General features: G+C 60.0%; 19 protein-coding genes. 8 read left to right on the top strand and 11 right to left on the bottom strand.

Annotation, left to right across the window (positions count from 1 at the left end; all coding sequences use genetic code 11):
- Nucleotides 1-128 precede the first annotated feature (128 nt).
- From AC1RL4_RS14160 to AC1RL4_RS14150, 3 genes are all read right to left on the bottom strand, one after another.
- Entirely contained in the window at nucleotides 129-503 is a 375-nt protein-coding gene (locus AC1RL4_RS14160) for a hypothetical protein (RefSeq protein ID WP_028939880.1), read from the bottom strand.
- 164 nt (nucleotides 504-667) lie between these two features.
- Nucleotides 668-859, bottom strand: coding sequence for a hypothetical protein (locus AC1RL4_RS14155; protein WP_019582413.1), 192 nt, complete (start codon nucleotides 857-859; stop codon nucleotides 668-670).
- 11 nt (nucleotides 860-870) lie between these two features.
- Nucleotides 871-2,205: a hypothetical protein gene (locus AC1RL4_RS14150; protein WP_019582412.1), complete on the bottom strand. Its 1,335-nt coding sequence runs from the start codon at nucleotides 2,203-2,205 to the stop codon at nucleotides 871-873.
- Nucleotides 2,206-2,440: 235 nt separating this feature from the next.
- On the opposite strand from AC1RL4_RS14150, the gene kdgD reads away from it, so the two are divergent.
- From kdgD to garD, 4 genes are all read left to right on the top strand, one after another.
- Complete coding sequence (gene kdgD / locus AC1RL4_RS14145) at nucleotides 2,441-3,352, top strand: 5-dehydro-4-deoxyglucarate dehydratase (protein WP_019582411.1); 912 nt, start codon at nucleotides 2,441-2,443, stop codon at nucleotides 3,350-3,352.
- A gap of 74 nt (nucleotides 3,353-3,426) precedes the next feature.
- A complete protein-coding gene (locus AC1RL4_RS14140) occupies nucleotides 3,427-4,872 on the top strand; it encodes an aldehyde dehydrogenase family protein (RefSeq protein ID WP_096481116.1) in 1,446 nt (481 codons plus the stop codon).
- Nucleotides 4,873-4,972: 100 nt separating this feature from the next.
- Complete coding sequence (locus tag AC1RL4_RS14135) at nucleotides 4,973-6,340, top strand: MFS transporter (RefSeq protein WP_096481114.1); 1,368 nt, start codon at nucleotides 4,973-4,975, stop codon at nucleotides 6,338-6,340.
- 11 nt (nucleotides 6,341-6,351) lie between these two features.
- Nucleotides 6,352-7,905, top strand: a complete 1,554-nt coding sequence (gene garD, locus AC1RL4_RS14130; RefSeq protein ID WP_028939876.1) for a galactarate dehydratase — start codon at nucleotides 6,352-6,354, stop codon at nucleotides 7,903-7,905.
- A gap of 117 nt (nucleotides 7,906-8,022) precedes the next feature.
- On the opposite strand, the gene mksF is transcribed toward garD, so the two are convergent.
- From mksF to mksB, 3 genes are read right to left on the bottom strand one after another with little or no spacing between them, the layout of a single operon-like run.
- Nucleotides 8,023-10,863 (bottom strand): Mks condensin complex protein MksF, encoded by a 2,841-nt coding sequence (gene mksF / locus AC1RL4_RS14125; RefSeq protein WP_018929533.1) that lies wholly within the window; start codon nucleotides 10,861-10,863, stop codon nucleotides 8,023-8,025.
- A complete protein-coding gene (gene mksE / locus AC1RL4_RS14120; protein ID WP_019582408.1) occupies nucleotides 10,860-11,561 on the bottom strand; it encodes an Mks condensin complex protein MksE in 702 nt (233 codons plus the stop codon). The genes mksF and mksE overlap by 4 nt, the downstream gene beginning before the upstream one ends.
- A complete protein-coding gene (mksB, locus tag AC1RL4_RS14115; RefSeq protein WP_007939726.1) occupies nucleotides 11,551-12,828 on the bottom strand; it encodes an Mks condensin complex protein MksB in 1,278 nt (425 codons plus the stop codon). Before mksB ends, mksE begins: the two co-directional genes overlap by 11 nt.
- Before the next feature lie 220 nt (nucleotides 12,829-13,048).
- On the opposite strand from mksB, the gene AC1RL4_RS14110 reads away from it, so the two are divergent.
- Together AC1RL4_RS14110 and rimI are read left to right on the top strand one after the other, a co-directional pair.
- The gene (locus AC1RL4_RS14110; protein WP_230173934.1) at nucleotides 13,049-13,795 is read left to right on the top strand and encodes an energy transducer TonB; all 747 of its coding nucleotides are present in this window, start codon (nucleotides 13,049-13,051) and stop codon (nucleotides 13,793-13,795) included.
- Nucleotides 13,788-14,240 carry a ribosomal protein S18-alanine N-acetyltransferase gene (rimI, locus tag AC1RL4_RS14105; protein WP_018929537.1) on the top strand — a complete coding sequence of 151 codons (453 nt, stop codon included), beginning with the start codon at nucleotides 13,788-13,790 and terminating at the stop codon, nucleotides 14,238-14,240. The genes AC1RL4_RS14110 and rimI overlap by 8 nt, the downstream gene beginning before the upstream one ends.
- Nucleotides 14,241-14,302: 62 nt before the next feature.
- On the opposite strand, the gene AC1RL4_RS14100 is transcribed toward rimI, so the two are convergent.
- Nucleotides 14,303-14,704, bottom strand: a complete 402-nt coding sequence (locus AC1RL4_RS14100) for a hypothetical protein (protein ID WP_028939874.1) — start codon at nucleotides 14,702-14,704, stop codon at nucleotides 14,303-14,305.
- Nucleotides 14,705-14,886: 182 nt separating this feature from the next.
- Between AC1RL4_RS14100 and can the strand changes: the two genes are divergently transcribed.
- Nucleotides 14,887-15,531, top strand: a complete 645-nt coding sequence (gene can, locus AC1RL4_RS14095; RefSeq protein ID WP_007939732.1) for a carbonate dehydratase — start codon at nucleotides 14,887-14,889, stop codon at nucleotides 15,529-15,531.
- An 18-nt stretch (nucleotides 15,532-15,549) separates the two neighbouring features.
- Here can and AC1RL4_RS14090 read toward each other — a convergent pair whose 3' ends face one another.
- The 4 genes from AC1RL4_RS14090 to AC1RL4_RS14075 form a co-directional block, all read right to left on the bottom strand.
- Nucleotides 15,550-16,071, bottom strand: coding sequence for an SET domain-containing protein-lysine N-methyltransferase (locus AC1RL4_RS14090; protein ID WP_019582405.1), 522 nt, complete (start codon nucleotides 16,069-16,071; stop codon nucleotides 15,550-15,552).
- Nucleotides 16,072-16,252: 181 nt separating this feature from the next.
- Nucleotides 16,253-17,425 (bottom strand): hypothetical protein, encoded by a 1,173-nt coding sequence (locus AC1RL4_RS14085; RefSeq protein WP_493119606.1) that lies wholly within the window; start codon nucleotides 17,423-17,425, stop codon nucleotides 16,253-16,255.
- 116 nt (nucleotides 17,426-17,541) lie between these two features.
- A complete protein-coding gene (locus AC1RL4_RS14080) occupies nucleotides 17,542-19,239 on the bottom strand; it encodes an acid phosphatase (RefSeq protein ID WP_230173887.1) in 1,698 nt (565 codons plus the stop codon).
- Nucleotides 19,240-19,392: 153 nt separating this feature from the next.
- Entirely contained in the window at nucleotides 19,393-20,811 is a 1,419-nt protein-coding gene (locus tag AC1RL4_RS14075; protein ID WP_230173896.1) for a short-chain fatty acid transporter, read from the bottom strand.
- 196 nt (nucleotides 20,812-21,007) lie between these two features.
- Here AC1RL4_RS14075 and AC1RL4_RS14070 point away from each other — a divergent pair, with 196 nt between their 5' ends.
- The gene (locus AC1RL4_RS14070; RefSeq protein WP_493119605.1) at nucleotides 21,008-22,321 is read left to right on the top strand and encodes an MFS transporter; all 1,314 of its coding nucleotides are present in this window, start codon (nucleotides 21,008-21,010) and stop codon (nucleotides 22,319-22,321) included.
- Nucleotides 22,322-22,408: the final 87 nt, after the last annotated feature.

Raw genomic sequence — 22,408 nt, 5'->3', positions numbered from 1 at the left:
GTATTCGCCTATGCAGTGATTGACTGCCCGATTAGGCCTCGGAGGCAGAAGGTTCGAAACTGTAAGAAATAACAGTACCGACGAGCGGATTGTCGGCATTCACCAATCTTCCGATGCGTAATCTGCGCTTAACCCTCTATGCGAAACAACAGTGGTTCCGAACACGGCTCCATACTGGACTCATCCGCGAACTTGTAACGTAATTCGACTTGTTTGTTCAGGTACTTTTTCAGCTCTGCCTTGGGGATCTGCAGTTCAATCCCCGTCAGTTTCACCGCATCGTCGCTGGCGTCGTCCCAGACGCCGGTGGGTTCTTCTGGACCTGTCCAGTCAGGGCTTTGCGCATCTACCCCGAGGATCAGATAGACATACCAGCTCGGGGGGATTTCGGCTGAATCCGGGATGCTGACGTTCAGTGTGTCGCTCACGCTCGATAACTTCACGGTTGCTTTCTCAGGTTCGTGAGTCAGGCGCTGAGGAAGAATGGGCGGGGCAAAAGTCATGAGGGTTCGCTCTCCGTGCGAGATTGGCCATGATTCATTCACGGCGATCCTTTCACTGTAGGAGCCTCTTGCGAGGTGTGTTGAAAACGATCATGACCAACCGTTTCCGGTTGTGACGGCTGACATTCCCACACCATGGCGCGGGAATGCCGGCTGTGGAGGGCTTAGCCTTTTGTCAGGATTGAGCGATCCACTCTCACCGCCAACTCAATGGCCCCCGGCCTCGCGTCGAACGTTACGTTCCCGCGCTCATCCGCAACCGCCCGGGAGATCGTTACGCCCTTCGATAGTAACTCCAGCGGCGCACCCTTGAGCGATTGGCCCGAGACCAGTTCCAGTTTCAATTTGATTGTCATCAGTGATGTCCTTATCTGTTATTGGCTGGCGAATTAACAGCGCCGGTCGGGTGATAGTCCTTGAGCAGCAGATACGTGCTCCAGCCCCACCAATCATCCACGGTGGCGGTGTCGTTCAGGTTGTTGACGTCCTTGCGCCGCAACACCTTGTTGCCCTCGACCCTGAACAGCGGCGAGAAATTGTCTGCCGGATTCAACACCGCTTGCAGGTCAGGCAGATTTTTCAAAGCAGCAAAGCTGCCGGGCGACGGCGCAACGCCACTTAGATACGCCGCGAACACCTCATCCGCAGACACTTGAACCGCTTGATTCACCTGCGTGCGGTTAGCACTGTCGATCGCATCGAAATAGCGCTTGTCGCCATAGGAGCGCCAGCGATCACCGTTGCCATTGCGCACATTGAGGCCGAACTTGCTGTCTTCGTCGTGCATGAAACGGGTGATCAACGAGCCCAGATCACTCGGCGTGACCGCCGCCGCCAACTGTTTGCGCGGTACTCGCAAATGCCCGGCGGAGAATAGGTCGGTGAGGGAATGATCGGCAAAAGCGTTCATCGCATAGGCCAGTTCCAGCTGCTTTTCATCGCCACTGTTGTGGGCCAGCACGGCTTGTTGCAACGCGGCCGTATGCCCGGCGACGTAAGCCAACAACGCCCATTCGCCAAAGTGGTCGGCATTGTTGGCGGCCAGTTTCAGGTAACGCCCCAAAGGGAACAGCGCCGAGACGAAACTGCCGCCGCCGGTGATCTTGTTCCACTCTTCCGACAACGTATCTCCGAGGGCCTCATAAGCCTCATGAGGCTGTTTACCGTCCTTGATCGCCTGATTGACCGCGGCGATTTCCTTTTGCATCACACCGAGAATCAGCTTCGCCTCAGCGTTTGAGGTCGGCAGCACCGCCAGAGAGTTGAAGGCGTTGGTAAAGCGCTGGATTCGCTCTTGGGCTGTTGCGCCTTCGTTGATCGGTTGCTCGGGAATTCCATAAAAATCACCCCCCAGCGCGATCACCTGACCATAGGTCAATGCCAGGCCATTGGGCAGATGCAATTCCACCTGCCAGGCCGGCAGCGCGGGTGCATCCTTGACGAAACGCAGCAGGGTGCTGTCGCCGATTGCAGTATGTTCTGCCCCCTCGAACCTCAACCGGGGCAGGTCTTTGCGTGGATCTTTCGGTGCTACGGGCAGCAGGCCACGGCGCTGATGTTTGGGGTGGTGATGACTTCCAGCGGTGAGTTTAAGCGCGTCGCCGTCACCGGAAATGGCGATACCGTGCGCGGTAAAAAGATCATCCAGATCGGCAATGACCTGTCGGGTATTTTCCTTCGGTTGTGCGTGTAGACCTGACATTTCTAGCTCCTTGATATGTCATGGGCAAAGTTCAATTTAACTGTATGTATATACAGTTGTCTGAATCATAGATGAGAAATTTCCTACGTCAAGGAATTACCTTTTCTGACTCAAATGCTGAGAGCGGCGATGAAATGCAGTTGACGGTTGTATTTTAAGTTGTACGATGACCTACAACTTCGGCGAAGGCTGAACGGTTTTCTCACACAACGTTGCTACCCAGGGTGTTCGAATAATGAATCCACAAGAACTGAAGTCCATCCTCTCTTCCGGCTTGCTGTCGTTCCCGGTCACCGACTTCAATGCCCAGGGCGATTTCCATCGCGCGGGCTATATCAAGCGTCTCGAGTGGCTGGCCCCATACGGCGCCTCGGCGTTGTTCGCCGCAGGCGGTACCGGTGAGTTCTTCTCTCTGGCGGCCAGCGAATATTCGGAAATCATCAAGACTGCGGTCGACACCTGCGCCAGCAGCGTGCCAATCCTCGCCGGTGTCGGTGGTTCGACCCGCCAGGCTATCGAGTACGCTCAGGAAGCCGAGCGCCTGGGCGCCAAAGGCCTGTTGCTGTTGCCGCACTACCTGACCGAAGCCAGCCAGGACGGCGTTGCCGCGCACGTTGAAGCCGTGTGCAAATCGGTAAAAATCGGTGTGGTGGTCTACAACCGCAACGTCTGCCGCCTGACCGCGCCGCTGCTGGAACGACTGGCCGAGCGCTGCCCGAACCTGATCGGCTACAAGGATGGCCTGGGCGATATCGAGCTGATGGTGTCGATCCGTCGCCGCCTCGGCGATCGTTTCAGCTACTTGGGTGGCTTGCCGACTGCTGAAGTCTACGCCGCGGCCTACAAGGCTTTGGGCGTACCGGTTTACTCCTCGGCGGTGTTCAACTTCATCCCGAAAACCGCGATGGATTTCTATCACGCCATTGCCCGCGAAGATCACGCCACCGTCGGCAAGATCATCGATGACTTCTTCCTGCCGTACCTGGATATCCGCAACCGCAAGGCCGGTTACGCGGTGAGCATCGTCAAGGCCGGGGCAAAAATCGCAGGCTTCGACGCAGGCCCGGTGCGTGCACCGCTGACCGATCTGACGGGCGAAGAGTACGAAATGCTCGCCGCGCTGATCGACAAGCAGGGCGCGCAGTAAATACCCGACAAACCCAAGGCCGCTGAGCAATCAGCGGCTTTTTGTGTGAGGACTTCTTTTAAAAGGTGCAAGCCGTGGCTGATTTGAAGCGTTACGACAATTACATCGGTGGCCAATGGGTCGCCGGCGCCGACTATTCCAGCAACATCAACCCGTCGGAATTGACCGACACCATAGGTGACTACGCCAAGGCCGATCTGGCTCAGGTCAATGCCGCCATCGATGCCGCCCGCGCTGCGTTCCCGGCGTGGTCCACTTCCGGCATTCAGGCTCGGCACGATGCACTGGATAAAGTCGGCAGCGAGATCCTCGCCCGTCGCGAAGAGCTCGGCACGTTGCTGGCCCGGGAAGAGGGCAAGACCCTGCCCGAAGCCATCGGCGAAGTGACCCGCGCCGGCAACATCTTCAAGTTCTTCGCCGGTGAATGCCTGCGCCTGTCGGGTGACTACGTGCCGTCGGTGCGTCCGGGCGTCAATGTCGAAGTCACTCGCGAAGCGCTGGGCGTGGTCGGCCTGATCACGCCATGGAACTTCCCGATCGCGATCCCGGCGTGGAAAATCGCTCCAGCTTTGGCTTACGGCAACTGCGTGGTGCTGAAACCTGCCGATCTGGTACCGGGCTGTGCCTGGGCACTGGCGGAAATCATCTCCCGCGCCGGTTTCCCGGCTGGCGTGTTTAACCTGGTGATGGGCAGCGGTCGAGTGGTCGGCGAGGCGCTGGTCAACAGCCCGAAAGTCGATGGCATCAGCTTCACCGGTTCGGTCGGCGTAGGCCGACAGATCGCGGTCAATTGCGTGTCGCGCCAAGCCAAGGTGCAGCTGGAGATGGGCGGCAAGAACCCGCAGATCATTCTCGACGATGCCGACCTCAAGCACGCGGTCGAACTGTCGGTGCAGAGTGCGTTCTACTCCACCGGTCAGCGTTGCACCGCGTCGAGCCGTCTCATCGTCACCGCCGGGATTCACGACAAATTCGTCGAAGCCATGGCCGAGCGCATGAAGTCGATCAAGGTCGGTCATGCGTTGAAGTCCGGCACCGACATCGGTCCAGTGGTCTCGCAAGCGCAGCTGGAACAGGACTTGAAGTACATCGACATCGGCCAGTCCGAAGGTGCGCGTCTGGTCAGCGGCGGTGGTCTGGTGACGTGCGACACCGAGGGCTACTTCCTCGCCCCGACGCTGTTTGCCGACAGCGAAGCCGCCATGCGCATCAGCCGTGAAGAGATCTTCGGCCCGGTGGCCAATATCGTGCGTGTAGCCGATTACGAAGCAGCGCTGGAGATGGCCAACGACACCGAATTCGGTCTGTCGGCGGGCATCGCCACCACGTCGCTGAAGTATGCCAACCACTTCAAGCGCCATTCCCAGGCCGGGATGGTGATGGTCAACCTGCCGACCGCCGGCGTGGATTACCACGTTCCGTTCGGTGGGCGTAAAGGTTCATCCTATGGTTCACGTGAGCAAGGTCGCTATGCGCAAGAGTTTTACACGGTCGTAAAAACTGCCTACGTCGGTTCCTGATACACCGCAATACCTGTAGGCGTCGGCTCCCATAAAAGCCGGCGCCTACAAATAAATCGATATTACCCGCATAAAAATAATCAGTGGGAGTACATCTACAATGCAATCGACCAAGCCGACTCACGTCCGCTATTTGATTTTGCTCATGCTGTTTCTGGTGACCACGATCAACTACGCCGACCGGGCGACCATCGCAATCGCCGGCTCCAGCTTGCAAAAAGACCTCGGCATCGACGCGGTCACTCTCGGTTATATTTTCTCCGCATTCGGTTGGGCCTACGTGGCCGGGCAAATTCCCGGTGGCTGGTTGCTGGACCGGTTCGGTTCGAAAAAAGTCTATGCCCTGAGCATCTTTACCTGGTCGCTGTTCACCGTACTGCAAGGCTATGTCGGTGAGTTCGGGCTTTCCACCGCCGTTGTCGCGCTGTTCATGCTGCGCTTTCTGGTGGGCCTGGCCGAAGCGCCATCTTTCCCCGGTAACGCACGCATCGTAGCGGCGTGGTTCCCGACCGCAGAGCGCGGCACCGCCTCGGCGATCTTCAACTCGGCGCAATACTTCGCCACCGTACTGTTTGCACCGCTGATGGGCTGGATCGTCTACAGCTTCGGCTGGCAGCACGTGTTCATCGTCATGGGTGTGATCGGCATCATCTTCTCGGGGATCTGGCTGAAAGTTATCCACAGTCCGCGCCAGCACCCGATGATCAACGACGCCGAGTTCAAGCACATCGCCGACAACGGCGGCATGGTCGACATGGACCAGGACAAGGGCAAAGGCAAAAAGGTCGACGGTCCGAAGTGGGACTACATCCGCCAGTTGCTGACCAACCGCATGATGCTCGGCGTGTACCTGGGCCAATACTGCATCAACGGCATCACCTACTTCTTCCTGACCTGGTTCCCGGTGTACCTGGTGCAAGAACGCGGCATGACCATCCTCAAGGCCGGTTTCATTGCCTCGCTGCCGGCGATCTGCGGGTTTATCGGTGGCGTGCTCGGCGGGGTGATTTCTGACTATCTACTGCGCAAGGGCCACTCGCTGACCTTCGCTCGCAAGGCGCCGATCATCGCCGGTCTGCTGGTTTCCAGCAGTATCGTGGCTTGCAACTACGTGGATGTTGAATGGATGGTGGTCGGCTTCATGGCCCTGGCCTTCTTCGGCAAAGGTGTGGGCGCATTGGGCTGGGCGGTGGTGTCCGATACCTCGCCGAAACAGATCGCCGGTTTGAGTGGTGGCCTGTTCAACACCTTCGGCAACATTGCGTCGATCACCACGCCGATCGTCATTGGCTACATCATCAGCTCCACCGGCTCGTTCAAGTGGGCGCTGGTGTTCGTCGGTTGCAACGCGTTGGTCGCGGTATTCAGCTACTTGGTGATCGTTGGCCCGATCAAACGCGTTGTGCTCAAAGAGCCGCCGGCCAGCGGTCCTGAAACGAACAGCAAGTTATCTGAAGCGCATTCCTGAGGAGCGGCGTCATGCAGTTGATTGAACATTCCGACTCGCCGCGCTACATCCGCCTGCACGAGCGGGACAACGTAGTGATCGTGGTCAATGACCAAGGCGTGCCGGCCGGTACCGAATTTCCGGACGGCCTGGTCACCGTGGACTTCGTGCCACAGAGCCACAAGGTCACCCTGGAAGACATTCCCGTGGGCGGCCAGGTGATTCGTTACGGCCAGACCATTGGCTACGCGTTGCAGCCGATACCGCGCGGCAGTTGGGTCAAGGAAGATCAACTGCGCATGCCTACCGCGCCACCGCTGGACAGCTTGCCGCTGTCCACCGAAGTGCCGGCTGCGCAGGCACCGCTGGAAGGCTTCACCTTCGAGGGCTATCGCAACGCCGACGGCACCGTCGGCACGCGCAACATTCTCGGCATCACCACCACCGTGCAGTGCGTCACCGGCGTGCTGGATCACGCGGTAAAACGCATCAAGGACGAGTTGCTGCCCAAGTACCCGAACGTCGATGACGTGGTGGCGTTGACCCACAGTTACGGCTGTGGCGTGGCGATCACCGCCACCGACGCGTACATCCCGATCCGCACCGTGCGCAACCTGGCGCGCAACCCGAACCTGGGGGGCGAGGCGCTGGTGATCAGCCTGGGCTGCGAGAAATTGCAGGCCGGGCAGGTGATGCATGAGAACGACAGCTCGGTGGATTTGAGCGAGCCGTGGTTGTATCGCTTGCAGGATTCAAGTCACGGTTTCACCGAGATGATCGAGCAGATCATGGCGCTTGCCGAAACCCGTTTGAAGAAGCTCGATCAGCGCCGCCGGGAAACTGTGCCTGCGTCCGAGCTGATCCTCGGCATGCAGTGCGGTGGCAGCGATGCGTTCTCCGGGATCACTGCCAATCCGGCCTTGGGCTATGCTTCGGACCTGTTGCTGCGGGCCGGTGCGACAGTGATGTTTTCCGAAGTCACCGAAGTGCGCGATGCGATTTATCTACTGACGTCCCGGGCGGAAACCGAAGAAGTCGCTCAGGAACTGGTGCGGGAAATGGACTGGTACGACCGTTACCTGGCCAAGGGTGAAGCGGATCGCAGCGCCAACACCACGCCGGGGAACAAGAAGGGCGGGTTGTCGAACATTGTCGAGAAGTCCTTGGGCTCGATCGTCAAATCCGGCAGCAGTGCGATCAACGGGGTGCTTGGCCCTGGGGAACGGTTCAAGCGCAAAGGGCTGATTTTCTGTGCGACCCCGGCCAGTGATTTTGTCTGCGGGACGTTGCAGTTGGCGGCGGGGATGAACCTGCATGTGTTCACCACCGGCCGTGGTACGCCTTATGGATTGGCGATGGCGCCAGTGGTGAAGGTGTCGACTCGCACAGAACTGGCGCAGCGCTGGCCGGACCTGATCGACATTGATGCCGGGCGGATTGCCACCGGGCGGGCGTCGATCGAAGACCTCGGCTGGGAGTTGTTCCACTACTACCTGGACGTGGCCAGCGGCAAGAAACAGACGTGGGCGGAGCAGCACAAGCTGCATAACGACATCACCTTGTTCAACCCGGCGCCGATCACGTAAGGCCGCGTCCCGCGAAGGGGCCATGGAGCTCACCGAAGGTTTCAAGAATGTACCCATAAATAAAAAGGCCGCGATCCATATTGGATCGCGGCCTTTTTATTGGCTTCGATTCAGGCGTCAGACCGCATCCAGCTCCGGTTCGTCCGCCTGGATGTTAACGGTTGCTTTTACTTCATCGTGACGACGGATGAACTTCCAGTCCGCCTCGTCGATGTAGATACCGTTCGGGCCGCTGCCGCCTTCCAGGTCGATGGCGACGCTGGCGCAGACTTGCGGCTTCACACTCGCCAGGATCGGCACGAAGCCCAGTTGCAGGCTGGTTTCCAACAGCGCTGCCTGGTTCTTCTCGTCGATGTCCGCTGCTTCGTCGAGGTAGTACGGCAGGCGCACGCGACCAGCCTGGTCGCGGTCCATCAAGTGCAGCAACAAGTACATGTTGGTCAGCGCCTTGATGGTCATGGTGGTGCCGTTGGACGCCGCGCCGTCGATGTCGGTGTGGATCACCGGTTGGCCATTGACCTTGGTGATCTCGAACGCCAGCTCGAACAGATCCTTGAGACCGAGCTGGTTGTGGTTGGCCGCCACCAGCCGTGCCAGGTATTCCTTGGCTTCTTCGTTCTTGTTGTCCTGCTCGGCGCTTTGGCTCAAGTCGAAGACGGAGAGGGTTTCGCCTTCTTCGTACTGACCGGCGCTGTGGATGATCTGGTCAATGTGCTTGAGCGCTTCCTTGTTCGGCGCGAGCACGATACGGAAGCTCTGCAGGTTGGAGACCTGACGTTTGTTGATCTCGCGGTTGAACAGCGCCAGTTGATGTTCGAGGCTGTCGTAGTCACTGCGGATGTTGCGCAGGGTCCGGGCGATGTCGGTAACCGCCGCGCGGCGCGCCTTGCCGAGGGTCAGGGCTTCATCGGTGCGGTGTGCGTACGCGTTGATCAGCAGTTGCAGGCGACGCTCCATATCGTCTTCGCTGTCGAACTTGGCCACGCCCTTCAGGCGAACCTGCGCGTAGAGTGCGTCGATCTGCCCGTCAGCCCGCAGCAGGCCTTGCCAGCTGTCCTGATAGTCATTGAGCAATGGCAGCAGGTTGTCCATGGAGTCGTCGACCGGGTCCATGAACGGCGTGCCGAACGGCAGGTCGGCCGGCAGCAGCTGACGGCGGCGCAGTGCATCGTCGAGGGTGCGTTGCTTGGCTTCCATGTCGCCGATCTGCCGGCCAACCAATTGCAGCTTGGCCGACAGCTGCTGGACGCGTTCGGTGAAGGCATCGCTGGAGCGTTTCAACTCGTCCTGGGCGGCTTCCATCTGCGCCAGTTGCTCAAGCTTGTCGCCTTCCTCGGCGCTCAGGGTTTGCGCGCGGCGGAAGTCTTCCAGGGCTTTCTGCGCATCCAGCACCTGTTGGTACAGCGCCTCGGTCTGGGTCTTGCTCGCGGCACGGTCGGCGGCTACGGCTTGTTGGGTCTTCAGTTGCTTGAGTTCTTTGTCCAGACGCTCTTTCTGATCGCGCAGTGCCGCACGGTCGGCCAGGGCTTGCAGGGCCGGCGGCTCGATGTGCGACAGGTCGATGGACAGGCCCGGCACTTCGAAGCGCTCGCCTTTGAAGCCATCGAGGATCAGCTCCATGGATTTGACCCATTCACCGTCCTCATCCAGCGCGATGCCGTGTTCGCCCAATGGCAGGCTGAACAGCGCGCTGTTGAACAGCCGCATCAGGCGCTCGACGTCCTGCTGCGAGAACTCTTCGCGCAGACGGGCGTAGCTGTTGTTGTCGGCGTGATCGAGTTGTTGCTTCACCGATTTCAGGCGTTTTTCCAGATCCCGCAGACGCTCTTCCAGGTCTTCGGCCGAGAACTGCCGCGACTGGGCCAGCGCACCGGCCAGTTCATCGTGCGCGTCCTTGGCGGCGAGCAATTGCTGTTCGAGGACTTTGACGTCATCGACCAGGGCGAAGCGATGCTTGAGCACCGACAATTCGCCGAGCCAGCGCTGGATGCCGGTGATTTCCCGTTCCAGGCGCATCAGCTCTTGAGTGCCACCGCGTTGATCGTTTTGCAGGGCGTCCTGCTCGTTGCGGTAGTGCTCGGCCTGAATCGTCAGTTCTTCTTTGCGCGCACTGGCGTAGTCCGACCAGGTGCCGAGCAGGGAGTCGAGCAGTGGCGACAGGCGATGCAGTTTGCCGCGCAAGATATCCCGCTGTTTCACGCCGTTGGCCAAGGCCTCGACCAAGGGACCGGCCGCGACCAGCGAGTTGTAGTCCTGCTCCATGCGGCGGACATCGCGGAACGCTTCTTCGCACGCGGCGATGTAATCGACGCTGCCGGAACGCAGGCTGTGTTCGAAGGCATCGAGGAACAGCTGCTTGAGCTTGGCCGCGGTGATTTCACGCATGTGCAGCAGGTTGATGAACAGGGCGCGGAAGGTCTTCAGGCTCTGCTCACTGGTGGAGCGCAGCGGGATCAGCGTCAGGTCGAGCGGAATCGAGGTGTGGCCGCCCACCAGCAAACGACGCAGTTCATCCGGCTTGAGTTCGTAGGCTTTCAGGCCTTCGCGCTCAAGATTGGTGAACAGCTCTTTCTGCCGCAGGCAGGTGTCGTCTTTCTGATAATGAGCCAGGTCGAGTTTGCCGGCGTAGGCAAAGAACTGGTGACCGAAACCACCACCCGGGCCGCGACCGACCACGCCGATCACGTGCGGGCCGTGGGGCAGGGAGACTTCGACGAGGATGTAACTGGTGTCCGAGGCGAAGTAGAAACGCCGGGATTGTTCCAGGCTGTACTTGCCGAAACTCATGTCCGACATACGCGCCAGGATCGGGAATTGCAAGGCGTTGATCGAAGCGGACTTACCAAGGTTGTTCGCACCGTAGACCGACAGCGGCTCTTCCAGCGGGAACAGGCCGAGGCTGTAACCGGCGGTGTTCAAAAGGGCAAAGCGGCGAATGCCGTAGCGTTCCTTGCTCATGCGTCGGTCTCCTGTTCTTCGGCAATGGCGCGGGCCAGGGCGTCTTCTTCGCTTTCTTCTGCAAAGTCACTCAAGTCGAGCGGGTCGTCGGTCTGCAGCAGCTTTTCATCGCTGTCTTCGTCGATCAGCACCGGCGCTGGCAACGGCAGCACGCTGTGCAGGCTGGCGGCCAGGTCGCGGTCCTGCTGGACCGACAGGCAGACATCGAGGAAGCGGTGCATTGGCGGCAGGAAACGGTAGACACCGTTTTCTTCGCCGGCGAAACCGAGCTGAGTCATGCGGCGCATGATCTTTTCTTCGAGTTCTTCGACGGTCTGCACTTCGGCCTGAATAAACAGGTCGCGGTACTTCTCCAGCAGCGATGGCAATTCATCGCGACCGAGGCTGCCACCGTCGAGCACCGCGATCGGGTCGCGGCCCTGATCGGCCAGGTGTTCGACGAGGATGAAGGTGAACAGCGCCAGACGTTGCGCCGTCTTGTTTACCGCCGCCGCGGCCAGGTCCGGCACGAAGTAGTAGAAACCACGGGTATCGCAGACCAGTTCAAAGCCCAATGCCTTGAACAGCGTGCGGTACTGGTCCTGGAAGTTCGACAGTTGGGCGTACAGCTCCGGGTCGCGGCGGCTGACGTGGTAGCCCTTGAACAGCTCGCGAAAGATCGGCGCCAGCTGGGACAGTTCGGATAGATCAAGATGCATTTGGGATGCTCGCAGAATCCTCGGCGGCGGTGTCGCGGGCCGAGAGCAGGGCGAAGGAGCGCAGGCTGACCTGGTGCTCGTGAGTGTGGTAATCGCGGCGTTCCAGACGCTCGCGCTTGAAGCGTTTTTCCCGCGACAGGCGCGAGAACCAGTAGAGCAATTCGTCGGTGGCGCCGTCCGGCTCCTGCTCCAGCAGCCAGCTCATCAGGTCCGGCATCGGCAGGGCATCTTCGCAACGTTCGAGCATTTCCCGAACCGTGCGTGGCGCGCGCGGGGCTTCGCCTTTCTGGGTCTTGTGGGCCTTGGGGAAACGCGCCGGTTTCGGCTCGAAACGGGCCAGGGCGTAGACATAGGCTTCGACCTGGCTGGCACTGCCGAGGAAGGTGCTTTGCGGGCGGGTGAACAGCGGCATCGCGGCTTGCGGCACCGCATCGATGCCTTTACGACGAATGGCCGACAACGCCAGGGCTGCGCCACGGGTCACGGCGTTATGCCGGCGCGCTTCTTCGCGCAGCGGCAGCAGCAGTTCGCGGGCGTGACGCAGGGTCAACTGGGCGCTGGTCTGCATTTCGAGGATGCGTGCGTGGGTGCGCAGCAGCATGTCGTCGTCGACCAGATGGCCGAGGCGCTGCTGTTCGGTGAGCATGCGCAACAACACGTTCTCAACCTTGCGCACGCCTTGTTCGAAGGCGCCGTCGGCATTCACCAGCTGAATCATCGGTTCGACGTATTCGTCCCAGGTCGCCAGCACTTCAGCATAACGCTGGCGCAGCGGAATCTGCCGGTCGCTGGTCTTGGCCCGTTCGGCGACGGCCACCAGGGCCTGTTCGTCGTTGGCGAGTTTCTTCAGCACGTCCCGCACGCGCATGTCGAGCAGGCGCAACTGGCGCGCCAGATCGTTGCCGTCGCGAATGTCGAAGGCGTCCTGGATGTAACCGGCCAGGCGTTCGAGGTGGCGCAGATAGGCTTCGATTTCCAGGCACAGGCCCAGACGGTGCTCACGGCGCAGGTAAGCGAGGAAGTCATGGATCTGCGCGTTGAGCTCGAAACGGTTCGGGCTTTTCGCCACGGGAACCAGAATGTCGAGGCGAATCCACACGTCCAGCAGGCTGGTGATGTCCTGCGGTGTGCTGTCCAGTTGCTGGGCGGCCAACTGTGAACGCAGTTCGTTGAGGCTCAGGGTGCCTTGGTCGAAGTGCTCGCACAGTGGCTCCAGAAGTGCCCAGTGTTCAGCGAGGGCGCGCAAGACGCGCTTGGGTTCGATCATCGGAATGGCCGGCTGGTTGGCAATTAAAAGCCGCGATTGTACTTCATCGCAGCCGTGTCGATTCACTCTCGGGATGGGCTGTCGCTTCTTCTATCGGTGAAGTCTATCGATCAAGCGTGGGCGATCTTGAGCGAAGGGCGGTAGAATCACCGCACTTTAGTTATCCACAAGTGGCCGACCTTTGCTTATCGAGTCCCGTCGCCGCGCTTATTTGACCGCCATGCAGGTGGTCAACTGGCTGCCGCGCACTGAATTGCCCTTTGCTGCGCCATCGCGGCCCGAATTGCTGGAGATGCCCGAGCCAGTGGTCGTCGCCCCGGTTGCACCTGCTCCGGTAGCGCAAACGCCCGTGGAACCCGCGGCCAAACCGGCCGAGCGGGTGAAAATCGAGGTGCCACGGCCAACGCCATCGGCTGGAAAACCAGCAGGCAAAGCGACGCAAGAGAGCGAAGAGGCACCGCTCGTCGCCAAGGCTGCGCCAGTGCCGCCGCCGCGTTTCGCTCTGCAATTGCTGCGAGCCGGTCGCTGCCTGTTGCTGGTGGAGTTACCCACAGGCGAAACGTTCCAGACCCGCGATCCCGCTTATCTGTTGCTCAAAGACATGCTGCGCGCCGCCGGTCTGCCGGACAGCCCGCAGATCGTCGGCGAGCCGGTGCGCTGGCCGCTGCTGGCTCGCGGCACCATGGACCAAGGGCCGGAAGCGGCTCGAGATTTCGTACAAGGTTTTCTGTCGGCCCGCCTGGAAGACGCACCGTGCGTCTGCCTGTGGCTGATCGGCCTGCCGGCGGTGCGTTTTGCCGGTGAGGCCAACGCCGAATCCTTCAACCGTGAACTTCAGGTCGAAGGCCTGGGGTCGGTCTGGGCCTTGCCGGGCCTGGAGTTATTAATGGAAGAGCCACAGCGTAAGGCTGATGTCTGGCAAGCCATGCGTCGGCTGATGGCGCGTTGGAAAGAATCGAATGAGTGACGCTGTATCGTTCCGCCCGATGACCGAGGCGGACCTGGACGCTGTACTGAAAATCGAATACGCGGCCTACAGCCATCCCTGGACCCGCGGGATTTTTCTCGATGGCCTGGGCAAGTACCAGATCTGGCTGATGTTCGAAGGGCAGCAGCAGGTCGGTCATGGCGTAGTGCAGATCATCCTTGATGAGGCGCATCTGCTGAACATCACCGTCAAACCGGAAAATCAGGGCCGCGGCCTGGGCTTGACGCTGCTGGAGCATTTGATGTCGATTGCCTACAAGGCTGAGGCGCGGGAATGTTTCCTGGAAGTGCGCGACAGCAACCGGGCGGCGTTTCGGCTGTATGAGCGGTATGGGTTTAACGAGATCGGGCGTCGGCGGGATTACTACCCGGCGGTTGGCGGGCGAGAAGATGCCGTGGTGATGGCCTGCACCTTGGTCGATTGATCGTTTCTAAAGGCTTCGCGGGCAAGGCTCGCCCGCGAAGGCGTCTTCACGGACGTCAACGATCAAGGCTTGCCGTCCAATGGATCCTGCCGGGCCAGTTCGGCTTCATCCAGCCCATCGCCCCCACCGATGTCGTCCTCGTCGACAATGCGCAACTCCCAATCCGCCTGGCCGTCTTCACCCGCTTCGTGGGCATCCCGTGCGCCGTCTTCACGGATCAGGGTTTCCGGGCTCAAATCATCGTCGGTGACGTCATTGTCATTGGTCGCGCCGGTCATACCGGCTTTACGGGCGCGCTGGTCGGGAATCTTCTGCGCAAGTTCGTGTTCGGGGGTCAGGTCGCCGATTCTGGTGCCGGGTTCTTCCTCGTCGAAATCCAGCTCATGCACCGAGCCCATGCGGTCTTCATCGTCGTCGATGGGCTCGGGTTGCTCCTTATCGAACGGACGTCGTGAATCAGTCATGGCTATTCCTCATACTGTAGGCCCTACTACAATTGACCCACTGGGCTGCCGGGAATTCCCGCGGGCATGGAGCGCCGACTAATCGTTTATACCTCAGGGCGTCAGGGGGATCTGCATCGCGCGCGTGACCCCGACGGGCGGTTGTCTGTCAAAGCAGCGCATCATTCTCGAGGCTTCATTGCATGAACGACTTACAAGATCTGATTGATAACAACGAGCGCTGGGCCGATGCGATCACTCGCGAAGATCCTGATTTCTTCGCCAAGCTGGCCCGCCAGCAAACCCCGGAATACCTGTGGATCGGCTGTTCCGATGCCCGCGTACCAGCCAACGAAATCGTCGGCATGCTGCCGGGTGATCTGTTCGTGCACCGCAACGTGGCCAACGTGGTGCTGCACACCGACCTCAACTGCCTGTCGGTGATTCAGTATGCGGTGGATGTACTCAAGGTCAAACACATCCTGGTGACCGGCCACTATGGCTGCGGCGGTGTACGCGCCTCGATGCAGGATCGTCAGTTGGGCCTGATCGACGGTTGGCTGCGCTCGATTCGCGATCTCTACTATGAAAAACGCGACGAACTGGCCAAGTTGCCCACCGAAGAAGAGCGGGTCGACCGCCTCTGTGAGCTCAATGTGATCCAGCAGGTGGCCAACGTCGGTCACACCAGCATTGTGCAAAACGCCTGGCACCGCGGGCAGAGCCTGTCGATCCACGGCTGCATCTATGGCATCAAGGACGGTCGCTGGAAGAGTCTGAACGCCACCATCAGCGGTTTCGAGCAGTTGCCGCCGCAGTACCGTTTGCGCCCGGTCGAGGCGTTGTAAAACCGCTCGAGACTCTGTTCAGCAGAGGCTGCGCCGATACCAGTGCTGAAAAAACAGCTGGCCGTCGGCGTTCGGCGACTCGTCGTAACCGGTGATCCAGCCGCGGCAGTCGACAGCACCGCAGCGGCAGGCGAACTGACGCCGCAGCCGGTTTTCAGTGGTGGCGTAATCCATCGTCAGATAATCGCCCTTGGCGATGTCCTTCAGCGCCCATACCCATAGTTCACTCATGTCGACGAAGACATTCGGGTCGCATGAGTGGCGCAGCAGCCCGCAAAAATACGGATCGTACATATGAATACCGGGCGCCAGCTGCAAGGTCTGCGTACTGCGGGCATGCAGCAGTTGCCCCGAGATCCGGCAGATCCGGCTGATGCGTGGGAAATCGCGCAGGGCAGCAATGTTCGTCCCGCAGCCTTTTGCGGTAATGACCGTGAATTGGGTTTTCGCGGGATAACCTTGGCCAGGCGATAAATCGTGAGAGGGATAAATACAGTCGGCCGGCAGAGCTCTGGCCGAATTCCGGTTATCGGTTTTCATAACGATCCTTGTCCGTTCCAGGCTGCGACTACCGGAAGCTGACGATCCTGTCAGCTCTGCAGCACGGCTTATGGCTCAAGACTCTACCAAAGCGGATCAAGGGTCTACTGTCAGATATGACAGGCGAAAAAAGCTCTTTCCCGCGTCAGCCATGGCTCACGCGGGAAAGACTTCCATCGTTTTACAAGTGCGGGGCAGATGCGGAGGTCACAAGGGCCGGAGTCTGCAGCTGTTTCAGCTCGGATTTGACCGGCGCTGTCGAGCATTTGGCCACCGCTTGCTCAGGCGTCAGGTTGCGAATCGAGGTGTAGAACAGTTCGCAGGTTTTTTCTTTCTGGGTCACTTGCCAGGTCTGAGTGCAGCTTTTCAGCTGAGCGGTTGGGTCAGTGCCCGGTTTGCTGCCCATTCCGGCCTGCCAGCACGCGGCACTCAAATCCTGCCCCATGACTTTCAGCCCCGCGGCGTCGGCCTTGGCCTGCGCATCGTCGCCGCTATAGGCTTCGGGGTCGGCGGCGTACCAGATGTAGCTCGGGTGGTTGGAACCCAATACGGGTACCGCCACACCCTTGCTCGGGATGATGGTTGCCAGGTCCAGCACGTCCACGGTCTGCCCGTATTGTTGCTTGATCCAGTTACGTACCGGTGAACCAAAGGCGACCATTGGCAATGCTGCACCTTTGGCATTCTGGCTGACTTCCTTGACCATGGTGGTCTGGTAGTCCGTGAAGTAGTTGTAGACGCCTTCCAGATCCTTGCCGGCGGTGGACGGTGCGGCAATCGGCGCGATGTCGATGATGGTCTGATAGGCCGGCGTCTGGTCGGCGGGAATGTTGTTGGCGGTCAGCAGCGCGGCCCAGCGGTCGGTGGTCTTGGACTCCAGATAGTCCTGGGCCTGGGTCAGGGAATAATCCGGCGGGAAGTGCAGCAGTTCGACGCTTTTGCGGTTTTCCAGCGCCATGCCCAGCGGCAGGAACAGGTACCAGTTATAGGTCCATTTGCCATCGGCACTCAGCTTGTTGGCGCCGTTGTAGGCCAAATCCCCAGCATTGAGCAGCGCGGTCAGTGGCTTGTCATAGCCTTTGGGCACACCGCTGATATGGGCGTGGAGCTGCTTGTTTTCGGTTTTGACCAGCACTTTTGCAGTTTTGTAACCATCGCGCTGTACGCTTTGGGTCAGGTAATGCTCGACGGTCTGCTCCAGTGTCCAGTTGCGGAAGCAGATGACATTACAGTTGTTGGGGTAGGCGAACAGCCGAGTGACGCGTTCGGTACTGCCCAGATTCAGATCGACATCGGCGTGAGCGGCGGCGCTCAGGGTGAGCGCGGCGAGGGTGAATCCTGCGAGTTTGAACATGCTCAGATCCTTTTCAGCGTGAGCCCTCGGAGGAGGGGTGGGTACATACTGGAACTAGTTGTGTCGAACGGTCTAGTACACAAGTGAAAAGATCGCCAGTCAGAGCCCCTTTTTCATCAGGCAAAGTGCAGTGTATTGCTCAAATCGCCCATGGGTTTCTGGCCACGGGCAATCATTGCATCGTCCCGCTGCCTGAGGCCATCGAGCTTTTCAAGCTGAAACACCCGGGTGATCAACCGCAGAATCGAGCCAGTGTCATAGACCGTGTGATCCACCATGCCCTTGCGCGCAAACGGCGAAACCACCAGCGTCGGTACCCGCGAGCCCGGCCCCCAGCGGTCTCCCTTGGGCGGTGCGACGTGATCCCACCAACCGCCGTTCTCATCGACCGTGACCACGACCACCATGTTTTTCCACTGCGGGCTTTCCCGCAGCACTTTCAGTGCGCGGACGATGTGCCGGTCGCCGGACGCTACATCGGCGTAACCGGCGTGCATGTTCAGGTTGCCCTGGGGTTTATAGAAACTCACCGCCGGCAGCGTGCCCGCCTCGGCATCGGCAAAGAACTTGTTGGTATGCGACTCATCGCCCAACCCCGCATCCCGTAGACGTTTACCGCGCTCCAGCGGGTTTTCCGGCCCCTGCTGCCTGAAGTAGTTGAACGGCTGGTGGTGATACTGGAAGTTCGGGATTTTCGGAATGCCGCCAGAGTCCTTGTACTGATCCAGCGTCGCCTGCCAACCTCCGGCATACCAGGCCCAGTCGATATTTTTCTTCGAGAGCTTGTCGCCTATGTGCTCGTGGGTCTGGGGGACCATGACGTTCGGCAGGTCTGGTTTGGCGTACGCCGGACGCTCGGGGTCGCGAATCCAGGTCGGCCAGTACGGCGGAGCGAGCGTGTTGACCCCATAGCCGTCCGGCGTCAGCGCGCTGGGGCCGAATTGGGGTGGGCCGGTCATGGCACTGGCCGGGGATTGTTCCAGAGGCTTGAGGCGTGGGTCGGCCGGATCATCGCTTTGCAGCGTGGCGATCTGTGTCTTGGCTACCGAGTTGACGGCGTCCGGATAGAACGGCGCGGTGGCGCTGATCAGGTATTGATGGTTGAGAAACGAGCCGCCGAAAGCCCCCTGGAAAAAGTTATCGCAGAGCACAAATTCTTGGGCAACGTCCCACAACCGCAGGGAGTATCGACTCTGGGCGTAATGCCCCATGGGCAGGCCACCGGAGTCGGCCCAGGCGACAAAGCCGTCATTTTTGCCACCATTGATCTGCATCTGGTTCTGATAGAACGCATGCCACAGATCGCGCGTCACCAGGCCGAACGGCAAGTCTTCTGCGTTCGGACCTTTGAGGGCAAAGGGCGCGTTAGGCAGGTGTTCCTGGAACTGGGTTGCGCTGGGGTAAGTCACGCCATCGAGGGTTTGCGGGCCGATCTGCAGCACGCCGCCCCAGACTGGCGGCAGGGTCTGCAACAGGCTGCCATCGCGATCGCGCTGCTGATATTCGACAGGTTTGAGGCCCGAGAGCGGTTTCTCGACGCCAGGGAAGTCGCCGAACAGGTTATTGAAACTACGGTTCTCGGCGTAGATCACCACTACGGTTTTCACTTGGTCGCGTAGGGCTTTGTCCAATTCGACAGGTGAAAGCAGGCGTTCGAGCGGTTTACCCGACTCATCGCCATGACTGCCACAAGCGCTGAGGGTCGCGCCGACACCGAGTACCGCCACGCCACCCAGGAAGCGACGGCGACTGGTGTCGGTGGGCGTATCAGTTTGCGGGGAGGAGGCGTCGTTGCGGTTTTCTTCATCGTTCATGGCGAGTTCCGTCTTGCTAAGTTGTTTCAATATGTTTCGGCGGGACGCTAGCAGCGAGGTGTGACAGAGGGGTTACGTTTGTGAAAACAATGAGTCGCCAGTGTGGAAGCAGCCCGCTTCCACACTGGATCGGTGGTGGATTGAAGGTCGGCGTCAAGGCATCACCGGCGCCATATACGTAAGCGTCGTCCCTAGCGCCCACAGCAGAAACAGCACCAGTGGCGTGTGCACCAGCAACTGCACGAACGAAAACCCGATCAGATCCCGGGCCTTCAACCCGAGCACGCCCAGTAGCGGCAGCATATAGAACGGGTTGATCAGGTTCGGCAGGGCTTCGGCAGCGTTGTAGATCTGCACGGCCCAGCCCAGGTGATAGTTCAGGTCGTTGGCCACTTGCATGACATACGGCGCTTCAATGATCCATTTGCCACCACCGGACGGGATGAAGAAACCGAGGATGGCCGAGTACACGCCCATCAGCAGGGCGTAGGTGTCGTGGGACGCAATTTGTACGAAAAAGGTCGAGATGTGGTGGGCCAATGATTGTCCGTCGGTGCCCTTGACCACCGTCATCAGGGCAGCGATCGAGCCGTACAGCGGGAACTGGATCAGCACGCCGGTGGTGGTCGGCACCGCACGGGCCACCGCATCGAGGAAGCTGCGCGGGCGCCAGTGCAGTAGCGCGCCGAGCATCAGGAACAGGAAGTTGTAGGTGTTCAGTCCGGAAATCGCGCTGATCGTCGGTTTGGTCGCAAACTCATGGAACAGCCATCCGGCCGCCAGCAATGCCAGCAGAATCGTCAGCAGCGGGCTGTATTCCAGCCATTCACCTGGGCGGGTACGCGGTGCTGGCGCCGGCAGACTGAAACCCGGATCGATACCGCAGGCTTTGGCGTCACGGGCTGTCGCGGGGCCGGGCGCGGTGGCGTAAGCAACGATTAGCGAGACCACGGTCAGTGCCAGCAACAGCACACCCGACTGCCAGAGAAAGATCGTTTGAGTGAAGGGAATGACGCCCGTGATCGACAGAATCGATGGCGGCAAACTGGCGGGGTTGGCCTGCAATTGTGCCGCGGACGACGACAGACCCAAGGCCCAAACCGCGCCCAGACCAAGATAGGCGGCGGCACCGGCGGCTCGGTAATCCATTTTCAGATCGGTACGGCGGGCGAGGGCACGTACCAGCAGCCCGCCGAATACCAGTGACAGCCCCCAGTTCAGCAACGACGCGACCATGGAAATCAGCGCCACCCAGGCCACGGCGGAACGGCCGTTTTTCGGGATCCGTGCCAGGCGATCGATCAGTTTCACCGCCGGTGGCGAACTGGCGACCACGTAACCGCCGATCACCACGAATGCCATCTGCATGGTGAACGGAATCAGGCTCCAGAAACCGTCACCGAAGGCCATGGCGGCGTCGGTGGGTTTGGCGCCCATGGCCATGGTCGCCACAGCGACGATGATCACTGCCAGCGCGGCGAATACCCAGGAGTCGGGAAACCAGCGTTCGGCAAAATTTGAACAATGCAGGGCAAAGCGCGCATAGCGGCTATCTTCGATATCAGCGGCCACGGGAGTACCTCGTTTTTATGTTTATTGTGGGGTTCAGGGCGCAATGGCCCATCCGGTCGGTGCCAACAGTAAATCAATCGGTCCGTTGCGGGGACGCTGTTTGGGGCGTTTGGGACTATGGTCTAACGGGTTGTCCACAACCGCATTTGCGTAGACCATGGGCGCCTTGGTTTTTTGCCTGCCAGAGTTCTTTTACATGACTGCCAACATCAATGCGCGCCCGGCGCCCTTCACTCGCTCGGACTATAAGACCCTGGGGCTTGCAGCCTTGGGCGGTGCGCTGGAAATCTACGACTTCATTATTTTCGTATTCTTCGCGTTGACCCTCAGCCAGCTGTTCTTCCCGCCGGAAATGCCCGAGTGGCTGCGTCTGCTGCAAAGCTTCGGGATCTTCGTCACTGGCTACCTCGCGCGTCCGTTGGGCGGGATCCTGATGGCGCATTTCGCTGACCGGTTGGGACGCAAGAAGGTGTTCAGCCTGAGCATTCTGATGATGGCGTTGCCATGCTTGCTGATCGGGATCATGCCGACCTACGCCCAGATCGGCTATTTCGCACCACTGCTGCTGTTGGTCCTGAGGGTCCTGCAAGGCGCGGCGGTGGGCGGTGAAGTGCCGAGCGCCTGGGTGTTCGTCGCTGAGCACGCGCCGGTCGGGCATCGCGGTTATGCCCTCGGTTTCCTGCAGGCGGGGCTGACCTTCGGTTACCTGATCGGCGCCTTGACGGCGACTTTTCTGGCTCAGGCGTTTACCCCGGAGCAAATCCTCGATTACGCCTGGCGTTACCCGTTTCTGCTGGGCGGTGTGTTTGGCGTGATCGGTGTCTGGCTGCGCCGCTGGCTCAGCGAAACCCCGGTGTTCATGGCGATGCAGGCCCAGCGCGAGGCCGCTGTCGAACTGCCGCTGCGCACGGTCCTGCGTGAACACCGTCTGGCGATGCTGCCGGCGATGATTCTCACCTGCGTGCTGACCTCGGCCGTGGTGGTGTTTGTGGTCATCACCCCGACCATGATGCAGAAAACCTTCGGCATGACCGCCAGCCATACCTTCGCGCTGAGTGCCTTGGGCATCGTCTTTCTGAATATTGGCTGTGTGCTCGCCGGGCTGCTCGTCGATCGTATCGGCGCCTGGCGCACGGTGATGCTGTATAGCCTGCTGCTGCCTCTAGGCATCGGCGTGCTCTATACCTGTCTGATCATTGAGGGCCAGTGGATCGGCCTGGCCTATGCGGTGGCCGGCCTTGGTTGTGGGGTGGTCGGCGTAGTGCCGTCAGTGATGGTCAGCCTGTTTCCGGCGCGGATTCGCGTCTCGGGGATTTCCTTCACCTACAACATTGCCTACGCCGCCTGGGCGAGTGTCACACCGCTGCTGTTGATCGGTCTGATGCCGTGGAGTCCGTGGATTTGTGTGATTTTCTGCGCGGTGATGGGGGCCGTGGGCATCAGCAGCGCGGTGTATTTCGGTGCGCGAATGCCGCGAGTCGGACGCTGTTCGGTGGCTGGCGCGGCATGAGGCTGTTTGTGCCGCGACTATTTTTGTAGGACAACCCTGCAACACTCTTCAGAAAATACCCGCAAAGCCGATGGCTAGGCTGTAAGC

It is taken from the genome of Pseudomonas sp. GW822-FHT07A10, assembly GCF_058798795.1.
The sequence above is the reverse complement of the archived record's forward strand: the minus strand, read 5'-3'. Positions and strand labels throughout refer to the sequence as shown.